Source organism: Mycolicibacterium insubricum (assembly GCF_010731615.1).
GTDB lineage: Bacteria > Actinomycetota > Actinomycetes > Mycobacteriales > Mycobacteriaceae > Mycobacterium > Mycobacterium insubricum.
Genome location: NZ_AP022618.1, coordinates 1,732,592 through 1,748,393, shown reverse-complemented (window position 1 = coordinate 1,748,393; position 15,802 = coordinate 1,732,592). Strand labels below are relative to the sequence as shown.

At 60.4% G+C, this 15,802-nt stretch carries 14 protein-coding genes and 2 pseudogenes; 10 read left to right on the top strand and 6 right to left on the bottom strand.

Translation table 11 applies throughout. From position 1 onward, the window contains the following. The first annotated feature begins 66 nt into the window (after positions 1–66). From G6N16_RS08370 to G6N16_RS08360, 3 genes are all read left to right on the top strand, one after another. Positions 67–921, top strand: a complete 855-nt coding sequence (locus G6N16_RS08370) for a cutinase family protein (protein WP_083032022.1) — start codon at positions 67–69, stop codon at positions 919–921. A 144-nt stretch (positions 922–1,065) separates the two neighbouring features. Next, complete coding sequence (locus G6N16_RS08365; RefSeq protein ID WP_083032021.1) at positions 1,066–2,472, top strand: TIGR00366 family protein; 1,407 nt, start codon at positions 1,066–1,068, stop codon at positions 2,470–2,472. Between the two features lie 88 nt (positions 2,473–2,560). Then, positions 2,561–3,157, top strand: coding sequence for a hypothetical protein (locus G6N16_RS08360; RefSeq protein ID WP_083032019.1), 597 nt, complete (start codon positions 2,561–2,563; stop codon positions 3,155–3,157). Between the two features lie 90 nt (positions 3,158–3,247). Here G6N16_RS08360 and G6N16_RS08355 read toward each other — a convergent pair. Continuing rightward, positions 3,248–3,931 (bottom strand): annotated as a pseudogene (locus G6N16_RS08355) (SDR family oxidoreductase); the annotation flags it as partial. 137 nt (positions 3,932–4,068) lie between these two features. Between G6N16_RS08355 and G6N16_RS08350 the strand changes: the two are divergent. Together G6N16_RS08350 and G6N16_RS08345 are read left to right on the top strand one after the other, a co-directional pair. Further along, positions 4,069–5,667: an ATP-dependent nuclease gene (locus tag G6N16_RS08350; protein ID WP_083032018.1), complete on the top strand. Its 1,599-nt coding sequence runs from the start codon at positions 4,069–4,071 to the stop codon at positions 5,665–5,667. Next, complete coding sequence (locus G6N16_RS08345; RefSeq protein WP_083032016.1) at positions 5,654–6,688, top strand: UvrD-helicase domain-containing protein; 1,035 nt, start codon at positions 5,654–5,656, stop codon at positions 6,686–6,688. Before G6N16_RS08350 ends, G6N16_RS08345 begins: the two co-directional genes overlap by 14 nt. A gap of 13 nt (positions 6,689–6,701) precedes the next feature. Here the strand turns inward: G6N16_RS08345 and G6N16_RS08340 are convergent, their stop codons facing one another. Both G6N16_RS08340 and G6N16_RS08335 read right to left on the bottom strand, forming a co-directional pair. Beyond that, positions 6,702–7,634 (bottom strand): NaeI family type II restriction endonuclease, encoded by a 933-nt coding sequence (locus tag G6N16_RS08340; protein ID WP_264025644.1) that lies wholly within the window; start codon positions 7,632–7,634, stop codon positions 6,702–6,704. A gap of 98 nt (positions 7,635–7,732) precedes the next feature. Then, positions 7,733–8,380, bottom strand: a complete 648-nt coding sequence (locus tag G6N16_RS08335; protein WP_234805915.1) for a KpnI family restriction enzyme N-terminal domain-containing protein — start codon at positions 8,378–8,380, stop codon at positions 7,733–7,735. A 158-nt stretch (positions 8,381–8,538) separates the two neighbouring features. Here G6N16_RS08335 and G6N16_RS08330 point away from each other — a divergent pair, with 158 nt between their 5' ends. From G6N16_RS08330 to G6N16_RS08320, 3 genes are read left to right on the top strand one after another with little or no spacing between them, the layout of a single operon-like run. Further along, positions 8,539–9,951, top strand: a complete 1,413-nt coding sequence (locus tag G6N16_RS08330; protein WP_083032013.1) for a hypothetical protein — start codon at positions 8,539–8,541, stop codon at positions 9,949–9,951. After that, a complete protein-coding gene (locus G6N16_RS08325; RefSeq protein WP_083032011.1) occupies positions 9,948–11,774 on the top strand; it encodes a DEAD/DEAH box helicase in 1,827 nt (608 codons plus the stop codon). Before G6N16_RS08330 ends, G6N16_RS08325 begins: the two co-directional genes overlap by 4 nt. Next, positions 11,758–12,609 (top strand): protein NO VEIN domain-containing protein, encoded by an 852-nt coding sequence (locus G6N16_RS08320; RefSeq protein ID WP_133052964.1) that lies wholly within the window; start codon positions 11,758–11,760, stop codon positions 12,607–12,609. The genes G6N16_RS08325 and G6N16_RS08320 overlap by 17 nt, the downstream gene beginning before the upstream one ends. Positions 12,610–12,636: 27 nt before the next feature. Here G6N16_RS08320 and G6N16_RS08315 read toward each other — a convergent pair whose 3' ends face one another. Then, complete coding sequence (locus tag G6N16_RS08315) at positions 12,637–13,635, bottom strand: DNA cytosine methyltransferase (RefSeq protein WP_165756836.1); 999 nt, start codon at positions 13,633–13,635, stop codon at positions 12,637–12,639. A 98-nt stretch (positions 13,636–13,733) separates the two neighbouring features. Between G6N16_RS08315 and G6N16_RS08310 the strand changes: the two genes are divergently transcribed. Continuing rightward, positions 13,734–14,243 (top strand): very short patch repair endonuclease, encoded by a 510-nt coding sequence (locus G6N16_RS08310; RefSeq protein ID WP_083032008.1) that lies wholly within the window; start codon positions 13,734–13,736, stop codon positions 14,241–14,243. A gap of 143 nt (positions 14,244–14,386) precedes the next feature. Here the strand turns inward: G6N16_RS08310 and G6N16_RS08305 are convergent, their stop codons facing one another. Together G6N16_RS08305 and G6N16_RS21580 are read right to left on the bottom strand one after the other, a co-directional pair. Next, positions 14,387–14,896, bottom strand: a complete 510-nt coding sequence (locus G6N16_RS08305) for a hypothetical protein (RefSeq protein WP_179961189.1) — start codon at positions 14,894–14,896, stop codon at positions 14,387–14,389. Then, positions 14,878–15,162, bottom strand: coding sequence for a hypothetical protein (locus tag G6N16_RS21580; protein WP_179961188.1), 285 nt, complete (start codon positions 15,160–15,162; stop codon positions 14,878–14,880). Before G6N16_RS21580 ends, G6N16_RS08305 begins: the two co-directional genes overlap by 19 nt. 102 nt (positions 15,163–15,264) lie before the next feature. On the opposite strand from G6N16_RS21580, the pseudogene G6N16_RS08300 reads away from it, so the two are divergent. Beyond that, a pseudogene (locus G6N16_RS08300) lies at positions 15,265–15,708 on the top strand (transposase-like zinc-binding domain-containing protein); the annotation flags it as partial. Between the last annotated feature and the right edge of the window lie 94 nt (positions 15,709–15,802).

Here is a 15,802-nt window from a genome sequence, read left to right as displayed (position 1 = left end):
CGTGAACCCGGGGCTACCAGCTGGCATCTCGGTGTAGAGAAGGCTGGACACAGGTAGACTGCCGGGATGTCTGTCCGGCACGTCGTCAACCCTGCTCTCGTGGGTGGACCAGCCGCGCGTCGCCTGTCCCACCTGGGAGCGGCGGCTCTGTTCCTCACCGCGATCCCTCTGGTCACGACCGCAGCCCCGCCAGCCGCGGCCGAGGATTGCCCGGTCGCCGAGGTGGTATTCGCTCGCGGAACCGACGAACCGGCCGGGATGGGCCGTGTCGGAGACGCCATGGTCGACTCGCTTCGGGAGCAGACCGGCGGCTTGGACATCCGGACCTATGCGGTGAACTACAAGGCCACCATCACGCAGCGGCACAGCGGCGAGGGCGCCAAGGACGCGATCAACCACATCAAGGCGACCGTGGACTCCTGCCCCAGGACCAAGATCGTGCTGGGCGGCTACTCACAGGGCGCAAGCGTGGTCAACATCGTGGCCGGGTTCAACGGCGTGAACTGGGGTGATCCGCTCCCGCGCCAGTACATGGACAGCGTCGTGGCAGTCGCGACCTTCGGCAACGTCGCCAACCGCACCGGTGGACCGACGAACACCCAGAGTTCACCGCTGGCCTCAAAATCGATCGACCTGTGCAATCCGGCCGACCCGATCTGCCACGAGGGCTCCGGAAACTCCTGGAGCGGGCACACCGACGGCTACGTTCCGGTCTACACCGACAAGGCGGCGGCCTACATTGCGTCAGCTCTGCTGACCCACGCGACGCCGCAGTACGGTTTGCAGCTGCCGTCGGTACCCGCCGATGGTTCCCCGACCGGCTCCGGCCAAGCGCCCGGCCCGCAGCAGCCCGCAACCGTCGCCGCGGTACCTTCCCAACCGGGTTCGACGGCGCCGGGACTCGTCGTCACCGGTACCTGATCCGGTCCTCGTCAACAAAGCCACGGGGTTCCGCGCTGCTGCACTAGCAGCGATGCAGCTAATCAACGCCGCACTGCCACCCAGGTGATCGGTGGCTCGAGGCTGATCCCGATCCGTCGGTCGTTCGGTCGATATGCTGCGCCGATGTCCGAAACCACAGGTGCGCCGCCGCGCCGCGGCGCCATGCAGGCATTCACCTCGCTGTGCGTGCGCTACGTCGAACGCCTGATGCCCGACCCGTACCTGTTCGCGGTCATCCTCACCATCATCGTCGCCGCCCTGGTCGCCGTGCTGGTCGACGGCGCCGCCCCCGCCGGCATGCTTTCCGCCTGGTACGGCGGAGTGTGGGGATCGCAGAACATCTTCACCTTCGCGTTCCAGATGGTGCTGATCCTGGTGACCGGCTACACCCTGGCCGAGGCGCCGGTGCTCAAGCGGGCGATCGTGCGGATCGCCGCCAAACCGCAGAACCAGGTTCAGGGCGCGCTGCTGTGTTTCACCGTCAGCGCGGTGCTGTCGCTGCTGAACTGGGGGCTCGGGCTGGTGGCCGGAGCGCTGGTGGCCCGGCAGGTGGCAAAACGGCTGCCCGGTGCACACTTCGGGTATCTGATCGCCTCGGCATTCATGGGGTTCATCATCTGGACGCAGGGACTGTCGTCGTCGATCGCGTTGGCCAACACCGATCCCGCCAGTCCGATCAATGTGATCCATCAGATCACCGGGATCACGGTGCCGTTGCGGCTGACCATCTTCGCGCCCTACAGCTGGGTGTCGGTGATCGTGGTGCTGGCGCTGCTCGCGGTCGCCGTGTGGCGGATGGCCCCGGCTCAGTCCCTGGCGCCGGACCCGGCGGTCTTCGAGGACGAGAGCGCATCGGAGGCCGCGCCCCCGACCAAGAAAACCTTCGCCGAGTGGCTGGAGAATCTGTGGATCCTCAACGTCCTAGTCTTCGCCGCCGGGCTGGCATACTTCGTCCTGAGCGGCTTCGCGCTGAACATCGCCTCGATGATCATGCTGTTCACCATCACCAGTGCGTTGTTGCACCGCACCCCAATCCGATTCATCCGGGCGTTCACCGACGCGGCCAAGGTGTCGGGTCCGCTGCTGTTGCAGTATCCGCTTTACGGCGGGCTGGTGGGGTTGCTGGGCTATCACGTGACCCGGGACGGCAAGCCGTTGCAGACCCTGCTGGCCGAAGCGCTGGTCCACGGCGCGACGACGCACACGCTGCCGTTCCTGACCTTCGTCGGGTCGGTGGTGATCAGCCTGTTCGTACCCTCCGGCGGTGGGCACTGGGCGGTGCAGGGTCCGATTGCCGTCGATTCGGCGCTGGCACTCGGTCAGGACTCCCCTGCCTATCTCGGGCTGATGTCGATGTCGGTGGCCGTCGGCGAGGGGGTGGCCAACATGATTCAGCCGTTCTGGCTGCTGCCGCTGCTGGCGATCGCGAAACTCCATGTGCGCCAGGTGATGGGCTTCACGGTGGTGGCGTTCCTGATCGGGTTCGTGGTGCTCGGCGGCGCTACGTTGATCGCGCCGCTGGTGTTGTGAGAGACGGCGACGGTGTAGGCGACGGCTTCGCCTTCCGCTGCGACATCACCGGTGCGACAATGCAGGTCGGGCCGGAAGGGGGCTGCTGGTGATCATCTACACCGACACCGTGAACACTTGGGGCAACTCGGCCACCGTCCACTACACGCACCCCGCGTGCGACGTCCTCGCGCAGACGACGTTGGCGATGCACCTTCAGTTCAACTCCAACCTGCCGCCGTCGCCGATGTTCCGCAGTTACGCGTTCATCCGGTCGGTGGTGGTCGACGGCGCCGCGATCACCGTGAACGCACCGACGCTGACCGCGGCGGGCCTCACCGAGCTGACGGTCGAGCTGTTCACCGAAAACGGGGCCTCGGCGGGCGTGGTGAACGAGTTCGACACCACCGGCGCCCACGTCGGCCCGCCGGTCGCGGCGGCCACGGCGCGCCGGGTGTCGTTTCACCGACGGGTCAATGGGACGACGGCCTACGCGCACACCGTCAGGGTGTACCCGGGCGGCCGGGACGTCAGTGAGCAGGAAGCGATCGCGACGGCGCTCGGGATACTTCCATCCCTCGGCCTCGACCCGGCGGGCCTCATCATGAAGGTGACGACGGACCCCGCCAGCGTGTCCCGTCCACAGCGCCTCGACCTCGCGACCGATGAGCTGCTCGACGAATCAGCCGACGGCTTCTTCGAGTAGCACCTCCACGGCCGATGCGGTGGTCCGGCGGTCAGCGGCTCAACTCGGATTCCTCCAGGTCGCATTCATCCGCGCGACGACGACGTGCCGCTACAGCAGCCCGAGCACACCCAGATCCTCGGTGTATTTCACGATGACGTCCGCAGTGATGTGCGGAATGTCGCCATCGGAGCCGACATTGGCCGCTCGGACCGCCTCGCGGAACCGCTCGACCGGGATGCTACCGGGGGGCATGAGGCGCGCCGGCTGCCGGTAGTCGTGCAGCAGTGGCAGCAGCGAATGCTGCCGCTGCTTCTCCGGCAGACCGTGCACCGCGTTTTCGAACCGCTGCTACCACTGCTCGTAGTCGTCGATCCGGCGAATCGGATAACCGGCGTCGTTGAGCCAGTCGACGTACTCATCGAGACCGACGCCGTCGTCGTACGGGTTGCTGATGCGGTACGTCCGGAACCCCGGTTCAACGGGTTGGGTGAGGGCGGCGATGGCTTCGGCGATGAAGTTGACCGGCAATCCGTCGTAGTGTGCCCGATGACGCCCAGCTGTGTCGTCGAGTGGGTAGAACGACCCCGGCGCGATGCCGGTAGCAGCCAAGGTCATTATCAGCCGGGTGAACCGGTCGGGCAGGTTCACCTGGCCGCGATACCGGGTGTCGGCCACGATCATGCCGCACCGGAACACCACAACCGGCAGGCAGTAACGCTCGTGCGCCCGGCGCAGCAGCACTTTGCCACCCCATTTGCTGCTCGCGTAGCCGTTGGCGTAGCTGTCGTCGAGGCGATTCTCCCGTCACTGCGTTTTGGCATTTGCACTTGCTAAGAGCACTCTCCGCGACGGAGACACGCCGGCGGCCAGCCTCTCGCTACTCAGCCCAATATCCTTTATAATATGCGGCAGCGCGGGAGGTTCGATTCATGCTTCATAAACTCATTATCCAGAATTTTAAATGCTACAAGTGCTTCACACTTGAATTCAATGCCGACGTTAACATTATTGTGGGCGATAATGAAGCAGGCAAGTCCACGCTACTAGAAGCGATCAACTTAGTACTAACCGGAAGAACCGCCGGCCGTCTGATTCAAACCGAGATATCGCCGCATCTGTTTAACCAAGCGGTTGCACAAGAGTACGTCGATCAGATTAATGCAGGCGCCAACCCGGTCCCACCCGATATAATAATCGATCTTTTTCTTAAGAACGATGCCAAGACTGCGCATTTGAAGGGTACTAATAATCTGGCGAAGGAGGACGTTCCTGGCATCCGGATTCGTTTGGCCTACAATGACGAGTACGCGGCGGAATACAAGACGTTTATCGACAGGAAAACTGCGACGGCCGTGCCGGTCGAGTACTATAAAGTAGAGTGGATGGCATTCTCTGGAACTGCGATAACCCAACGCGGAGTGCCAGTTGCCGCATCGATGATCAATGCGGCAAATATTCGCCTTCAAAACGGTGCAGACTACTACCTGCAAAAGATCATCAAGGGACATTTAACGGACCAGCAGCGCGTTGAACTGTCCCGAGCGTACCGTGACCTCAAGCAGACGTTCTCCGCAAATGATTCAATCAAAATAATTAACGACATTCTCGACAATGCAAAGGGAGATGTCAGCGACAAGACGTTTTCACTCGGCATCGACGTATCACAACAATCGGGGTGGGAGTCGGGATTGGTCCCGCATCTCGATGACTTGCCATTTCCGATGATCGGCTCGGGTGAGCAGAATACGATGAAGATCCTGCTGGCTATCAGCAGACGCCTCGAAGAATCTCACGCCATTTTGATCGAAGAGCCAGAGAACCACCTGTCGTTTGCCACCCTGAATAAGTTGATCGGCAAGATCGAAGAGAAGTGCAAAGAACGACAGGTCATCATCACTACTCACAGTTCATACGTCATCAACAAGCTCGGCCTTGGGAAGCTGATCCTTCTCAACGAGCAGCAGCCGGCCAAGATGACCGAACTAGACCCTGCCACCCAGGACTACTTCATGAAGCTATCGGGTTACGACACGCTTCGATTGGTCCTCGCTCGCGAAACCATCATCGTCGAAGGGCCCTCGGACGAGCTGGTTGTCCAACGCGCTTACAGGGACACTCACGACGGGCGACTTCCTATCCACGACGGGATCGACGTTCTGAACGTAAGAGGCCTTTCATCAAAGCGCTTTCTGGAGATCGCCGCACAACTCCGCAAGCCCGTCCATGTCGTCACTGACAACGATGGTGATCCCAGCGCGGTCGACAAAAAATTTGAAGACTTTGTGGAGTACACGAATATCACTATTCATCGAAGTGACGACGCGACACTCCCTAGCCTTGAGCAGCATCTTCATAGCCTCAACGGCAGAGACAAGATGAATCGTATCCTCGGCAAGAACTTTCCTGACGATGAGAAGATGCTGGCTCACATAACCAATGACAAGAACAAGACAACCTGTGCGGTGGCGGTATTTGGGACAGCTGAAACAGTGTCGATGCCGGAGTACATCCTAAATGCCATCCAATAATCTTGCCATTCTCGCAGCGGCGGGTTCGCGAAAGACGGAATCCATCATCCAAGCTGTCGCCGACACCGATCCGGCGCGGCGGATCCTCATCACGACGTACACCATTGAGAATCTTGCCCAAATAACTGAACGACTTACGAAACGGATGGGAACAGTTCCACCGAATGTCACGATCAAGAGCTGGTTCACATTTCTGCTCAGAGATTGCATAAAGCCCTATCAAAATTATCTCACGGATACGAATAGGGTGCGTTCGCTCAATTTCACAACAAAGCCGTCCCGATTTGCGAAAAAGGCCAATATCGACGGTTATTACATCGATTCGGCCTCCAACATCTACAGCGACAACGCAGCAGATTTTGCTGCCAGCCTGAACGAAACGTCGAATGGCAAGGTCATTAATCGACTCACCACCATTTACGATGAGCTATACGTGGATGAAGTACAGGACCTCGTCGGATTTGACCTCGATCTTCTTGACTTGCTAATTGATTCCGATATCTCGCTCACTATGGTCGGCGATCCACGACAAAGCACTTACACGACGAGCAACACTCGCAAACATAGTGCGTACCAACGCTTGAAATTGTATGATTGGTTTCAAGAGCGCATGGACGCTGGCAAGCTCACCATCGAATGGCGCAACGAGAGCTTCCGCTGCAACCAAGATATCTGCGATTTCGCAGATGCGCTATATCCGGATCTTCCGGGAACGACTTCGAAAAATACCGACTCAACAAATCACGATGGCATTTTCGAGATCACCGAGTCTCAAGTTGACGAGTACATGGCTACGCATCAGCCGGTGGTTATGCGGTACCGAATCACCACCAACACCCTTGGCTACTCAGCAATGAACTTTGGTGTATCCAAAGGCCGCACGTTTGAACGGGTGCTGATCTTCCCAACCGAAAAGATGAAAAAGTATCTGAAAACAAAAAATGTTGCGGACGCGGGTGATATCGCGAAATTCTATGTCGCGGTCACTCGCGCGAAGCACAGCGTTGCATTTGTTGTATAGAATGCATTTATAGTCACACTATGGCGGTCGAATTTTTCAACCTTTTTCGTTCAATCACGGGCGCAGATGATACTTCGTCGTCAATACGGGCGATAGCCCATTCCTCACCATCAATCTCGGCAACGGGATCGGACCGTCCGAGTTGTGCACGGACAACGCGAGCAGCCACCAACTCACCCTTCTTAGGCACGGGTAAGCCCAGAGTCGCCGCAACCCTGGGGTCATTATCCTGATGTCCGAGCACAAGTATGCCCTCTGGCCGCAGCGTAGTGCGCGCTCCTCCATTCCCTCTTGCCCGCTTCATAAAGTCATCCTGTTGGGCGACGGTTGCCAACTCGGCACGTCGGACGATGCGGGCGTGCACCTGGCGAAAGAGTTCGTTCACCCGAGCCTGACCGTGTTGGCTCCCCCGCCGGGCCTTGGCGTTGAAGATCGCATCGCGCGTTGCGGAGTCCAGTTCATGGAAGAGGTTCGGCGCAAGCCCTGGATGGTCTGCCCATAGCCACCGGATCTGCTCACGGCCCAACAGCGACAACGATGTCTTCGCGTCCCGGTTCTGCGTTCCCCTTGTCGTCTGAGGGATTACACGCAAGAGGCCGGCTCGCCATGTCGAGGCCTCATCATTTGCCGTAACCAGCAGCGCAATCTCACCGATGACTTCCGGCGGCAGCATCCAGCCGTACGATTTCATCGAATACTTGCAGTCCACCTGGACACCTGCGATGCGGTAGTCCGTCTTGTCACCGTCGTCGAAGTTGAACTCGCGATGCAGGTTGATCTCGACCAACGTGCCCATGTGGGTCTTCTCGGTCTTGTACAGGTCGTTGAAGTTCCATCGGCCGGTGTGCTGGCCGTCGTAGAGCTGGTCGAACGTATCCCGGAGCACTGTCGCCACACGGTCTCCCGTGGGGTCGAGTCGGTATAGCTCCGCTACTACCTCCTCCATCTCGAGGTCGTGCCCTGCAGGCCACGAAATGTCGACCACGTTCGAAACCCCTGTCCACGATGTCGATTGCGCTGAGCCTAGCGCCGTCCAAGCCGCCCTCAGGTATCAAAAGACCGCTCGAACTCGTGCCTCGCTTCAGCAGGTAGCTGGCGGTATGCGTTCCACAGCCGGTCAAGCGGCGTTGGTCCCCGCCGTCCCCGCTCCACCCAACGATGCAGATGGTTCCGGTCGTCATCCTCTAAGTTGCGTGCGTCTTCAATCAGCCTTCGGATATCAGCCGGCGGCCTAGAAGAGCCGTCCCCGGCTCTACACCGCTTGCACTCGGTCACGAGCTGTTTGGCAGACGACCCGTCAGGAAGGCCAACCGGACGCCGCGTAGTGCCGAGCACGGCTGTCTCATTTGGCGAGTCCGGATAGGTCTCTCCACCACCTACGCCGCATACGACACACTGGAAGCCGTCGGCAGCCATGGCCGCGTGACGTTCCTTGGCTGTTATGGCTTTGGCTTGCGCCTGGCGTCGAGCGGCCGGATCCCACACTGCGATACCCGCCGCCACGAATCTCTGCTCGTCCAATTCGAGTGTGGCGTCGTCGGAGCTGGAGAAGATCGTCCATCCGTAGTCTCGCAGGTCACGAATGCGGCGGTCGGCTTGCGAAACGCCTGGAAATGCACTTCTGACTTGCTCCTTCGTAAAGACGTTGCCTTCGCCGACAACGTCGAGCAGCCACAGGGCGCCGCGCACCATCGTTCCGGCCGAGAATCGAGAGTCGTTCCATCTGGGCCGCATCATTCCGACACCGTCTCCCATCTGGCGTGTCCGGACCAGCGATTGCTATCGTCGGTCGGAGGTGGCTGGCAACATCTCCGTCGAACTATAGAACCCGAGGGGAAGGCTTCACGCCGATGGCTGCAGACTACGGAGTTCCGCCACGCGGCTCGCAGATCAGCGAGATCGTCAAAGGGCAAATCGAAGAGGCTGCCAACTCAAACGGCGAGAAGGTCACGATCGAATGGCGTGGCCAGCCCAAGCATCTTTATGTCATCTCTATGCCAGTGGACCTTCTCTACTACAACCCCGATACCCATCGCATTAGGGCACAGCGGTCACTCGATCCTGTAAGGGACCAAGCGCTGCAAGACAATCCCTGGGGGCAGGTGGCGCAGGACTATCTCGATCGCCTCCTGAAGTGCCAACCGTCTGATCCCGACAAGATTGATCCGGATTTCGAAGCGCTACGTGACGATCTTGAGTCCTTCAGTCAACGCGATCCTGGGCTCATCTCCGTCTATGGGGTACTCGTCAATGGAAACACCCGCTGTGCGGCACTACGCGAGCTCGGCGAGAAATACATTCGGGTGGGGGTCCTCCCGGAAACCTCCGACTGGGACGACATCAATACGGTCGAGCTGTCGCTGCAGCTGAGGAAAGAGCAAAAGCGCGACTACTCATACATCAACCGTCTCATTGCAATGGACGAGCAGCTCAAGCTTGGGCGGCGGCCAGAAGACATTGCCCGAGAGTTTCGAATCAAGAAGCCGACTCTGGAGCAGGATCAGTGGGTCTACGGCGTAATCCGCGATGCGATCGATCGGAGTAGGACGAACGAAGACTCTGTGCTTCGCGAGATCGATTTCGAGGACCACCAGGAGAAGCTGCGTGAACTCTATCGCGCGTACACAAAGGTGGCCGCCACCGACCGAGACGCAGCGGAAGCGCTGAAGGAGACGCGGCTCGCCATGATCGTCCTTGGCTATGCCAAGACCGATCTCAGGTTTGCACAACCAGATTTCTACGAAAAGTACCTTGAGCCGAAATTGCCTGACGACATCAAACCGACCGTTGGCGCATCAGCCAGTATCAAGATTCCCGGTCTCGATGTCGAAGTTCCAGGCGCTGGGCCGCAAGCGAGAGTTGCGAAGGCGCTCGCAGATGATCTGCTCAGGGCGAAAGCTGCAGCGCAAACGGTGTCGTCAACGGACGGAGATGGAGCAGGTAGCGCTGCCGACGCCAAGCTCGCTGCCGCACGCGAGTCGTTCGATCGCGCATTGAAACCCGCCGGAAGAGACGCCCGCCTTCAACAACGCAAACTGGCTGCTCCAGAGAGACTTTCGGACGCATGCGACGATATCGAGCTGTGCGCTGGCGATCTTGCGCAAAGCCGCGCGACACGAGCAGTCGACGACTCCGCATTTGATGACGCCGTTCTGCGGCTGCGCACCGCCATCACCAAGCTCGCCAAAGAAGCCCGACGAACCTTCACGGAACCCGGAGAAGGTGTCGACTGGCTGCTGACGATCACCGAGGCTAATCAATGACCGAATCCAACCCGTCGCTGGAGATCGAGTTTGGCGACCACGAGTTGGTCGCGCGACTGCGCGCAGGCAACGGACATTCGGACGAACTGCAACGGTTAGCAACACGGTTTCGGACGGCTCGGTTGCGTGCGCTCGGCATAGCCGACGTCGCGGTTGACGACCTACTTTTGAATCTCGCAGAGTTAGCGACGTGGCCACATCCAGAAAGTGTGTCCTGGCAACCTGACCTCGCGGCTCTCGCGCGCGACACAACGCTTGATGCCCAAAACGTCGCCGGACACCTCCAGGACGACGCAAACACCGTTACTCACATCGCACCGGAAGCCGTGCAGGATTTGCTCGGATCTGGATGGAGGGGCAACTTAACGAACTTCCAGCAGCGAGACGTTGCACGCCTGTTGTCACTCCGCCATGGGGCCAATTTCTCTGTCCCCGGCGCAGGTAAAACCCGCGTGGGACTTGCAGTGTTTCAAGCACTTAGAGAGATGGGCATCGTCGACCGGATGCTGATTGTCGGCCCAAAATCCTGCTACGAATCTTGGCAGACGGAGAACGCCGAGTGTCTGACTCCGGCCCTTCGGATGGAAATCTTCGAATCCAACGCCAACCCATCCACAGAAGCTCTCGTTGTGAACTACGAGCGGCTTCGAGGCTCCTTAAGCGCGCTGGGGCGCTGGCTAGTTGCCCGGCCCACGCTCCTCATCCTGGACGAAGCGCATCGGATGAAGCGAGGTGCCGATGGAGTATACGGGGCTGCGTGCATGGCGCTCGGCGCACGTGCTCGGCGTCGGCTGATCCTCACAGGCACTCCTGCACCGAACGGCGCGAGAGACCTTGAGAACCTGCTGGGATTTGTATGGCCCGGTCACGGTCGGCGCACCGTGAGCAATGCCGTCGCCGGAGGCGACCTCGCGTACGCAAGTCGTGTCTTACAGCCGCTATTCACGCGAACCACAAAAGGCGAACTCGGTCTTCCCCCAGTCAGTCTCAGCCAACGGCTAGTCGATCTACCGCCGCTCCATCGCGAAATCTACGACGGACTGATCGGCATGTATTCCGCCAGAGCAGCAACCTCACAAGACGATTTGCAGCTCCTCGGCCGCATCCTCGTCTACCTGCTCATGGCCGCGATCAGTCCCGCGCTTCTTGCGGCGGGAACCACAAGATATGAACCATTGGCGTACCAAGTGCCACCGCTCCCGGTGCCACATGACTCGCCGCTTTTGAGACTGATGCAAGACCTACCGAGCTATGAACTCTCACCCAAGTATCAGGAGGCGCTTGCCATCGTGGCATCAAATGCCGCAGCCGGGCGGAAGACCCTTGTGTGGTCCTCGTTCATCCGCAGCATCAACACGTTGGCCGACATCCTTCAGGAGTTTCATCCTGCCATCGTTCACGGTGCAACTGAGGATCGTGATAGCGAGATCGCGCGCTTCCGGAGCGACCCCGAATGCATGGTGCTCGTGTCAAACCCCGCAACACTGGGCGAGGGCATCAGCCTGCATCATGAGTGCCACGATGCTGTGTACATTGACCGGGACTTCGCCGCGGGGCGATTCCTGCAAAGTCTCGACCGTATCCATCGGCTTGGCTTGGCTCCTGATGTCGAGACCCGGATCGTCGTGCTTACAAGCGTTGGCACGATTGACGAGATCGTGAACCAGCGGCTCGCTTCCAAACTCGACTTTATGGGGCGCATCCTCGATGACCCTGCAGTGCAGGAGCTAGCTGACCTGGATGAAGAACCTGCCGTTGGCGGCGGACTTGATCACAGCGACCTGCAAGCGTTGATGGGGCACCTCCGTGCCGGTGCCGTCTAGTACAGTCCTTCGAGCTGCTGCCCGCTGGCTTGAACATCGGCGCGAATCGAGCGATGCGCAACTCCGCGCCTTATTTCGGGCACATCCTGCGTTCGCCGACATCACTCCAACCCAGTACACCACCGCGTACGAATGGCTGCAAGCCAGAGGCTTGCTCAAGGCATCCCCGACCACGGACGACTGTGTCCACGTAGTATTCGAAGCAGCGATTCGCGAGGCACTTTGGTTTCGTGACTCAGACTTGCTTGTGCCGGAACCAAATTCGATGCCACAAGATGGCATGTTCGCAGCCGAAGCGTTGGGCATCGAACCGTCGGAAGCATTTGCGATCGTCCACAGCTGTTGGGGGAAGGTTGATACGGCTGAACGCGAAAGAATCGGTGCCGCGGGCGAATACGCGCTGATATCGTTGCTTCAATCTGTTCCCGACGTGCAGGTTCGCCATGTAGCCGCAGTATCAGACGGATACGGGTACGACATCCATGCCGCCCTGCTAGATGCGACTCTGCACATTGAAGTAAAGACCACAACTCGACGCGGACGACTGTTGATATTCCTGTCGCGCAACGAATTCGAAGCCATGCGCCGCGACCCCGATTGGCTCTTGGTCGCGCTACGGGTGAGCGACGCCATGCGACCCATCGCTACTGCAACAGTCGATCGCAATTGGATTGCGATGTCTGCACCCGAGGATCAACCGGGTGGCCGTTGGGAATCAGCGAGACTGGACATACCGCATCATGCGATTACACCAGGTATCGCGCCGATCTACACTCGCAGCACCTTCCGTGCACCCGCAATCCTGCAAGGCGAACCAACATGGCCGGGCGCCTGATCCGACAATACCGACACCGAACTTACGCTATGCCGATCGAACCACAATCAAGCGGCGCTCACGCGATTGACGTCGACTCACATTACTTCGCAATGCTTTTGCAATCGATCGGCCTACCGCTTTAGCAACCGGCGGTGGGAACGCATTGCCGATCTGACGGTATGCCGCGGTTTTCCGCCCGTGGAACTTCCACTCCGGCGGGAAACCCTGTATCGCAGCGGCCATTTCGAGCGTGAGTCGAGGATTGTGATCGATCGGCGTCAGCTCGTTGGGCCCTTCATTCGCAAGGCCCTTACCGTCAACGCCAAGCTCAAGCCATGCAGCGCGCGCACGCGTCGGACCGAGATCGGGGCCACCATGCTTTCGCGAGCCACCCACAAGCGTCGGACCGATGCCGTCAGCCCGTTCGGCCCAAGCATCGGCCCCGGCCCATCCGTCACGCGCCATTAGATGATGGAGCGTCTCCCCGACCGTTGGCGGCGTTTTCTGCGCACCTGGCCATTCAAATAGAGCGAAATGCTCAGGGCGAGCAGCAACGAGAATGAATCGGGGGCGCAGCTGCGGTACGCCAAACTCGCTGGCGTTCAGCACTTGCCAGTCCGATTCGTAACCGAGGTCCTTGAGTCGAGCCTTGATTGACGCCCGGTACGTGTGAAATTTCGCGGTCGACAATCCCCGGACATTCTCCAGCATGACGGCCTTCGGCTGCGCTTCCTCGACAAGCCGTAGCGCCTCGGGGAATAGATCACGCTCGTCATCCTGGCCGAGTTGTTTGCCGGCAATAGAGAACGGCGGACACGGCACTCCGCCGGCCAATAGATCGATCCCACGGTAAGCGGTGCCATCGACCTCTCGAACGTCACCCTCGTAAATCTGCCATTTGGGTTTATTCAGCCGAAGCGTCTGGCACGCGTCCGGATCGATCTCTACCGCGAGGCGATGATCGAAGCCCGCGTCATGAAGCCCCAGCGACTGACCGCCCGCTCCAGCGCAGATCTCCAGGCAGCTCAGTCGTCGCCCCGCCATCCCGCACACCTCCGCCACCGTTCGAACCCATGTTCGATACAAGACACTACCGCGGGACCGCCCGACCCGTCAAACCCCGCGCCACGTACCGTATCGGCATGGTCGCCGAGGACGGTCCCGGCACGCCGGTACACCCTGAAACCGCCCCGTACCTCACGACACCAGGCCGTTCTCGAAACATGGCGGCAATCCGCCGAAGAGATACGAAACCCGAGGTCAGGCTACGTTCTGCGCTTCACCGGCTCGGTTACAGGTTTCGCAAGGACTACCGGATTCGGGTGAACGGGAGACTCGTTCGCCCCGACATCGCGTTCACCAAGCGCCGGGTCGCCATTTTCGTCGACGGCTGCTTCTGGCACAGCTGCCCAGAACACGGGCGACAGCCTGGGGCCAACGGCGAGTACTGGTCGCCGAAGCTGGCGGGCAACGTCCGACGGGACCGCGACCAGACCGCAGCCCTCCAGTCGGACGGTTGGTGCGTACTACGGTTCTGGGAGCATGAGGACGTTGATGACGTGGTGGCCGCTATTGAACAGGCGATCACCTGGCCAGGCGAAACCTCAGCTCCTGGAAGGCGGAATCACGGCGTTGATCACCGCTTGCGTTGATGATCAAGAAGGGCGCGACCGAGACAGGCTTCCGCGAAGCCACCGGGCTGGACCCGCCCGAAGCGGGGCAACAACCCGCGGCGCCTCAGCGCAAACGTGGAGCGCTGACCACCCGTTGACGCTCACAACGGCTGTCCCGCGCCTCACCACCACATCCCGAAGCCGAGCCGTTGGCGAAATTCCCTGAGGTCGTTGTAGTCGGGCGGCTTCACCTTGGGCTGGCGGATTGGCCGTGCAACCGGGTCGAGCTTGTCGACGTAGTGCTCACACCATTGCAACCAATCTTCGGCGGCGGCGCGCTCGTCCGAGGGCGCCATCTGCGTAACTCGGCCACGCAGCGCGGCGAGGTATGCGCGCAACCGGTTCGCCAGTTCCCAGTCGCCGAGGTTTGCCGTCAGCCGCTCCCCCAGCGCGTGCTGAACGTACGCATCTCGGGCGAGCGCCTCCTCGCGCGCCTCGCGATCCTGCTTCTCGATTGCAGCGCGGCGTTCGGCTTCCTTGCCCTCCGCGTCGATGACGGCCCAGCGGTCAAAGGTCATGATCACGTCGGGTAGCCGTGTCGCGAGCGAGATTGTCTTTGTCTCGGTCCACGACACCTTGGACGAGAATCGGCTGTCGGTTTCGACGGCGATACTCAGGCGGTTGGACGGCACGTAGCGTAGGACCGAGATCCCCAGCCGTACTTCTTCTCGCGCTCAATCTCCTCTCGCGTCGGTATGTGGTCCACCCGAGCGTTGGGTTGCCAGATGTTGACCGAGGACTCGATGTCGCCGACTTTGACGATCATGTCGCCGTCGAGCTTGCTGCTGCCTTGGCAATAGCCGCGCCGGTCCCGTGTCGGCACGCGCACTGAGTGTCCGCGGGCCTCCGCCTCTTTCGCGAGCGCATGGAGCAGACGAAACGCCTGGCCGCCCAGCATCGCGAATCAGGGTTAATGGCCAAAATGTGTGTATAGATCCGGTGATTTATGCACTCTGACCTGAGGTGATGGTGGCCTGAACATGCTCCGAAAGCATGTTCTGTGTCTGGTGCTCGCAATTCCCCGACCTGTGGTGTGTGCGGTCGCAAGCTGGTCAAGAACGGCACGACGTCGGCTGGGCGGACGCGGTGGCGCTGCACCACTTGCGGCGCGTCGAGCACTCAGGCCCGCTCCGACATCACCGGCAAGGCCGAACTGCGGGCGTTCCTGTCGTGGCTACTGGACTTCGACAAGCCCGGCGAGCTGGCCTCCAGTGCACGCACCTTCCGCCGCGACACCGCCTGGTGCTGGCGCATCGAGGTACCCCCCCACCACCACCGCCGGTGGCCCCTCAGGTGGTGATTCTCGATGGCACCTATTTCCAATCCTGGCGCCTGCTGATCGCCACCGACGACCGACGGCCGCCACGTCCTGGACTGGCAGTGGTGCGACCGGGTCCGTCGAATGCCGCCGTTACCGAGGGTGAACGTAACGGCTGGGTACCGGCCTACGCCTGGGATCGAGACAAGATCGAGGACGTGCAGATCAACGCATACGGGTACATCGACAACGACCCGCTGGTCACGAATGTCGGAGGGAG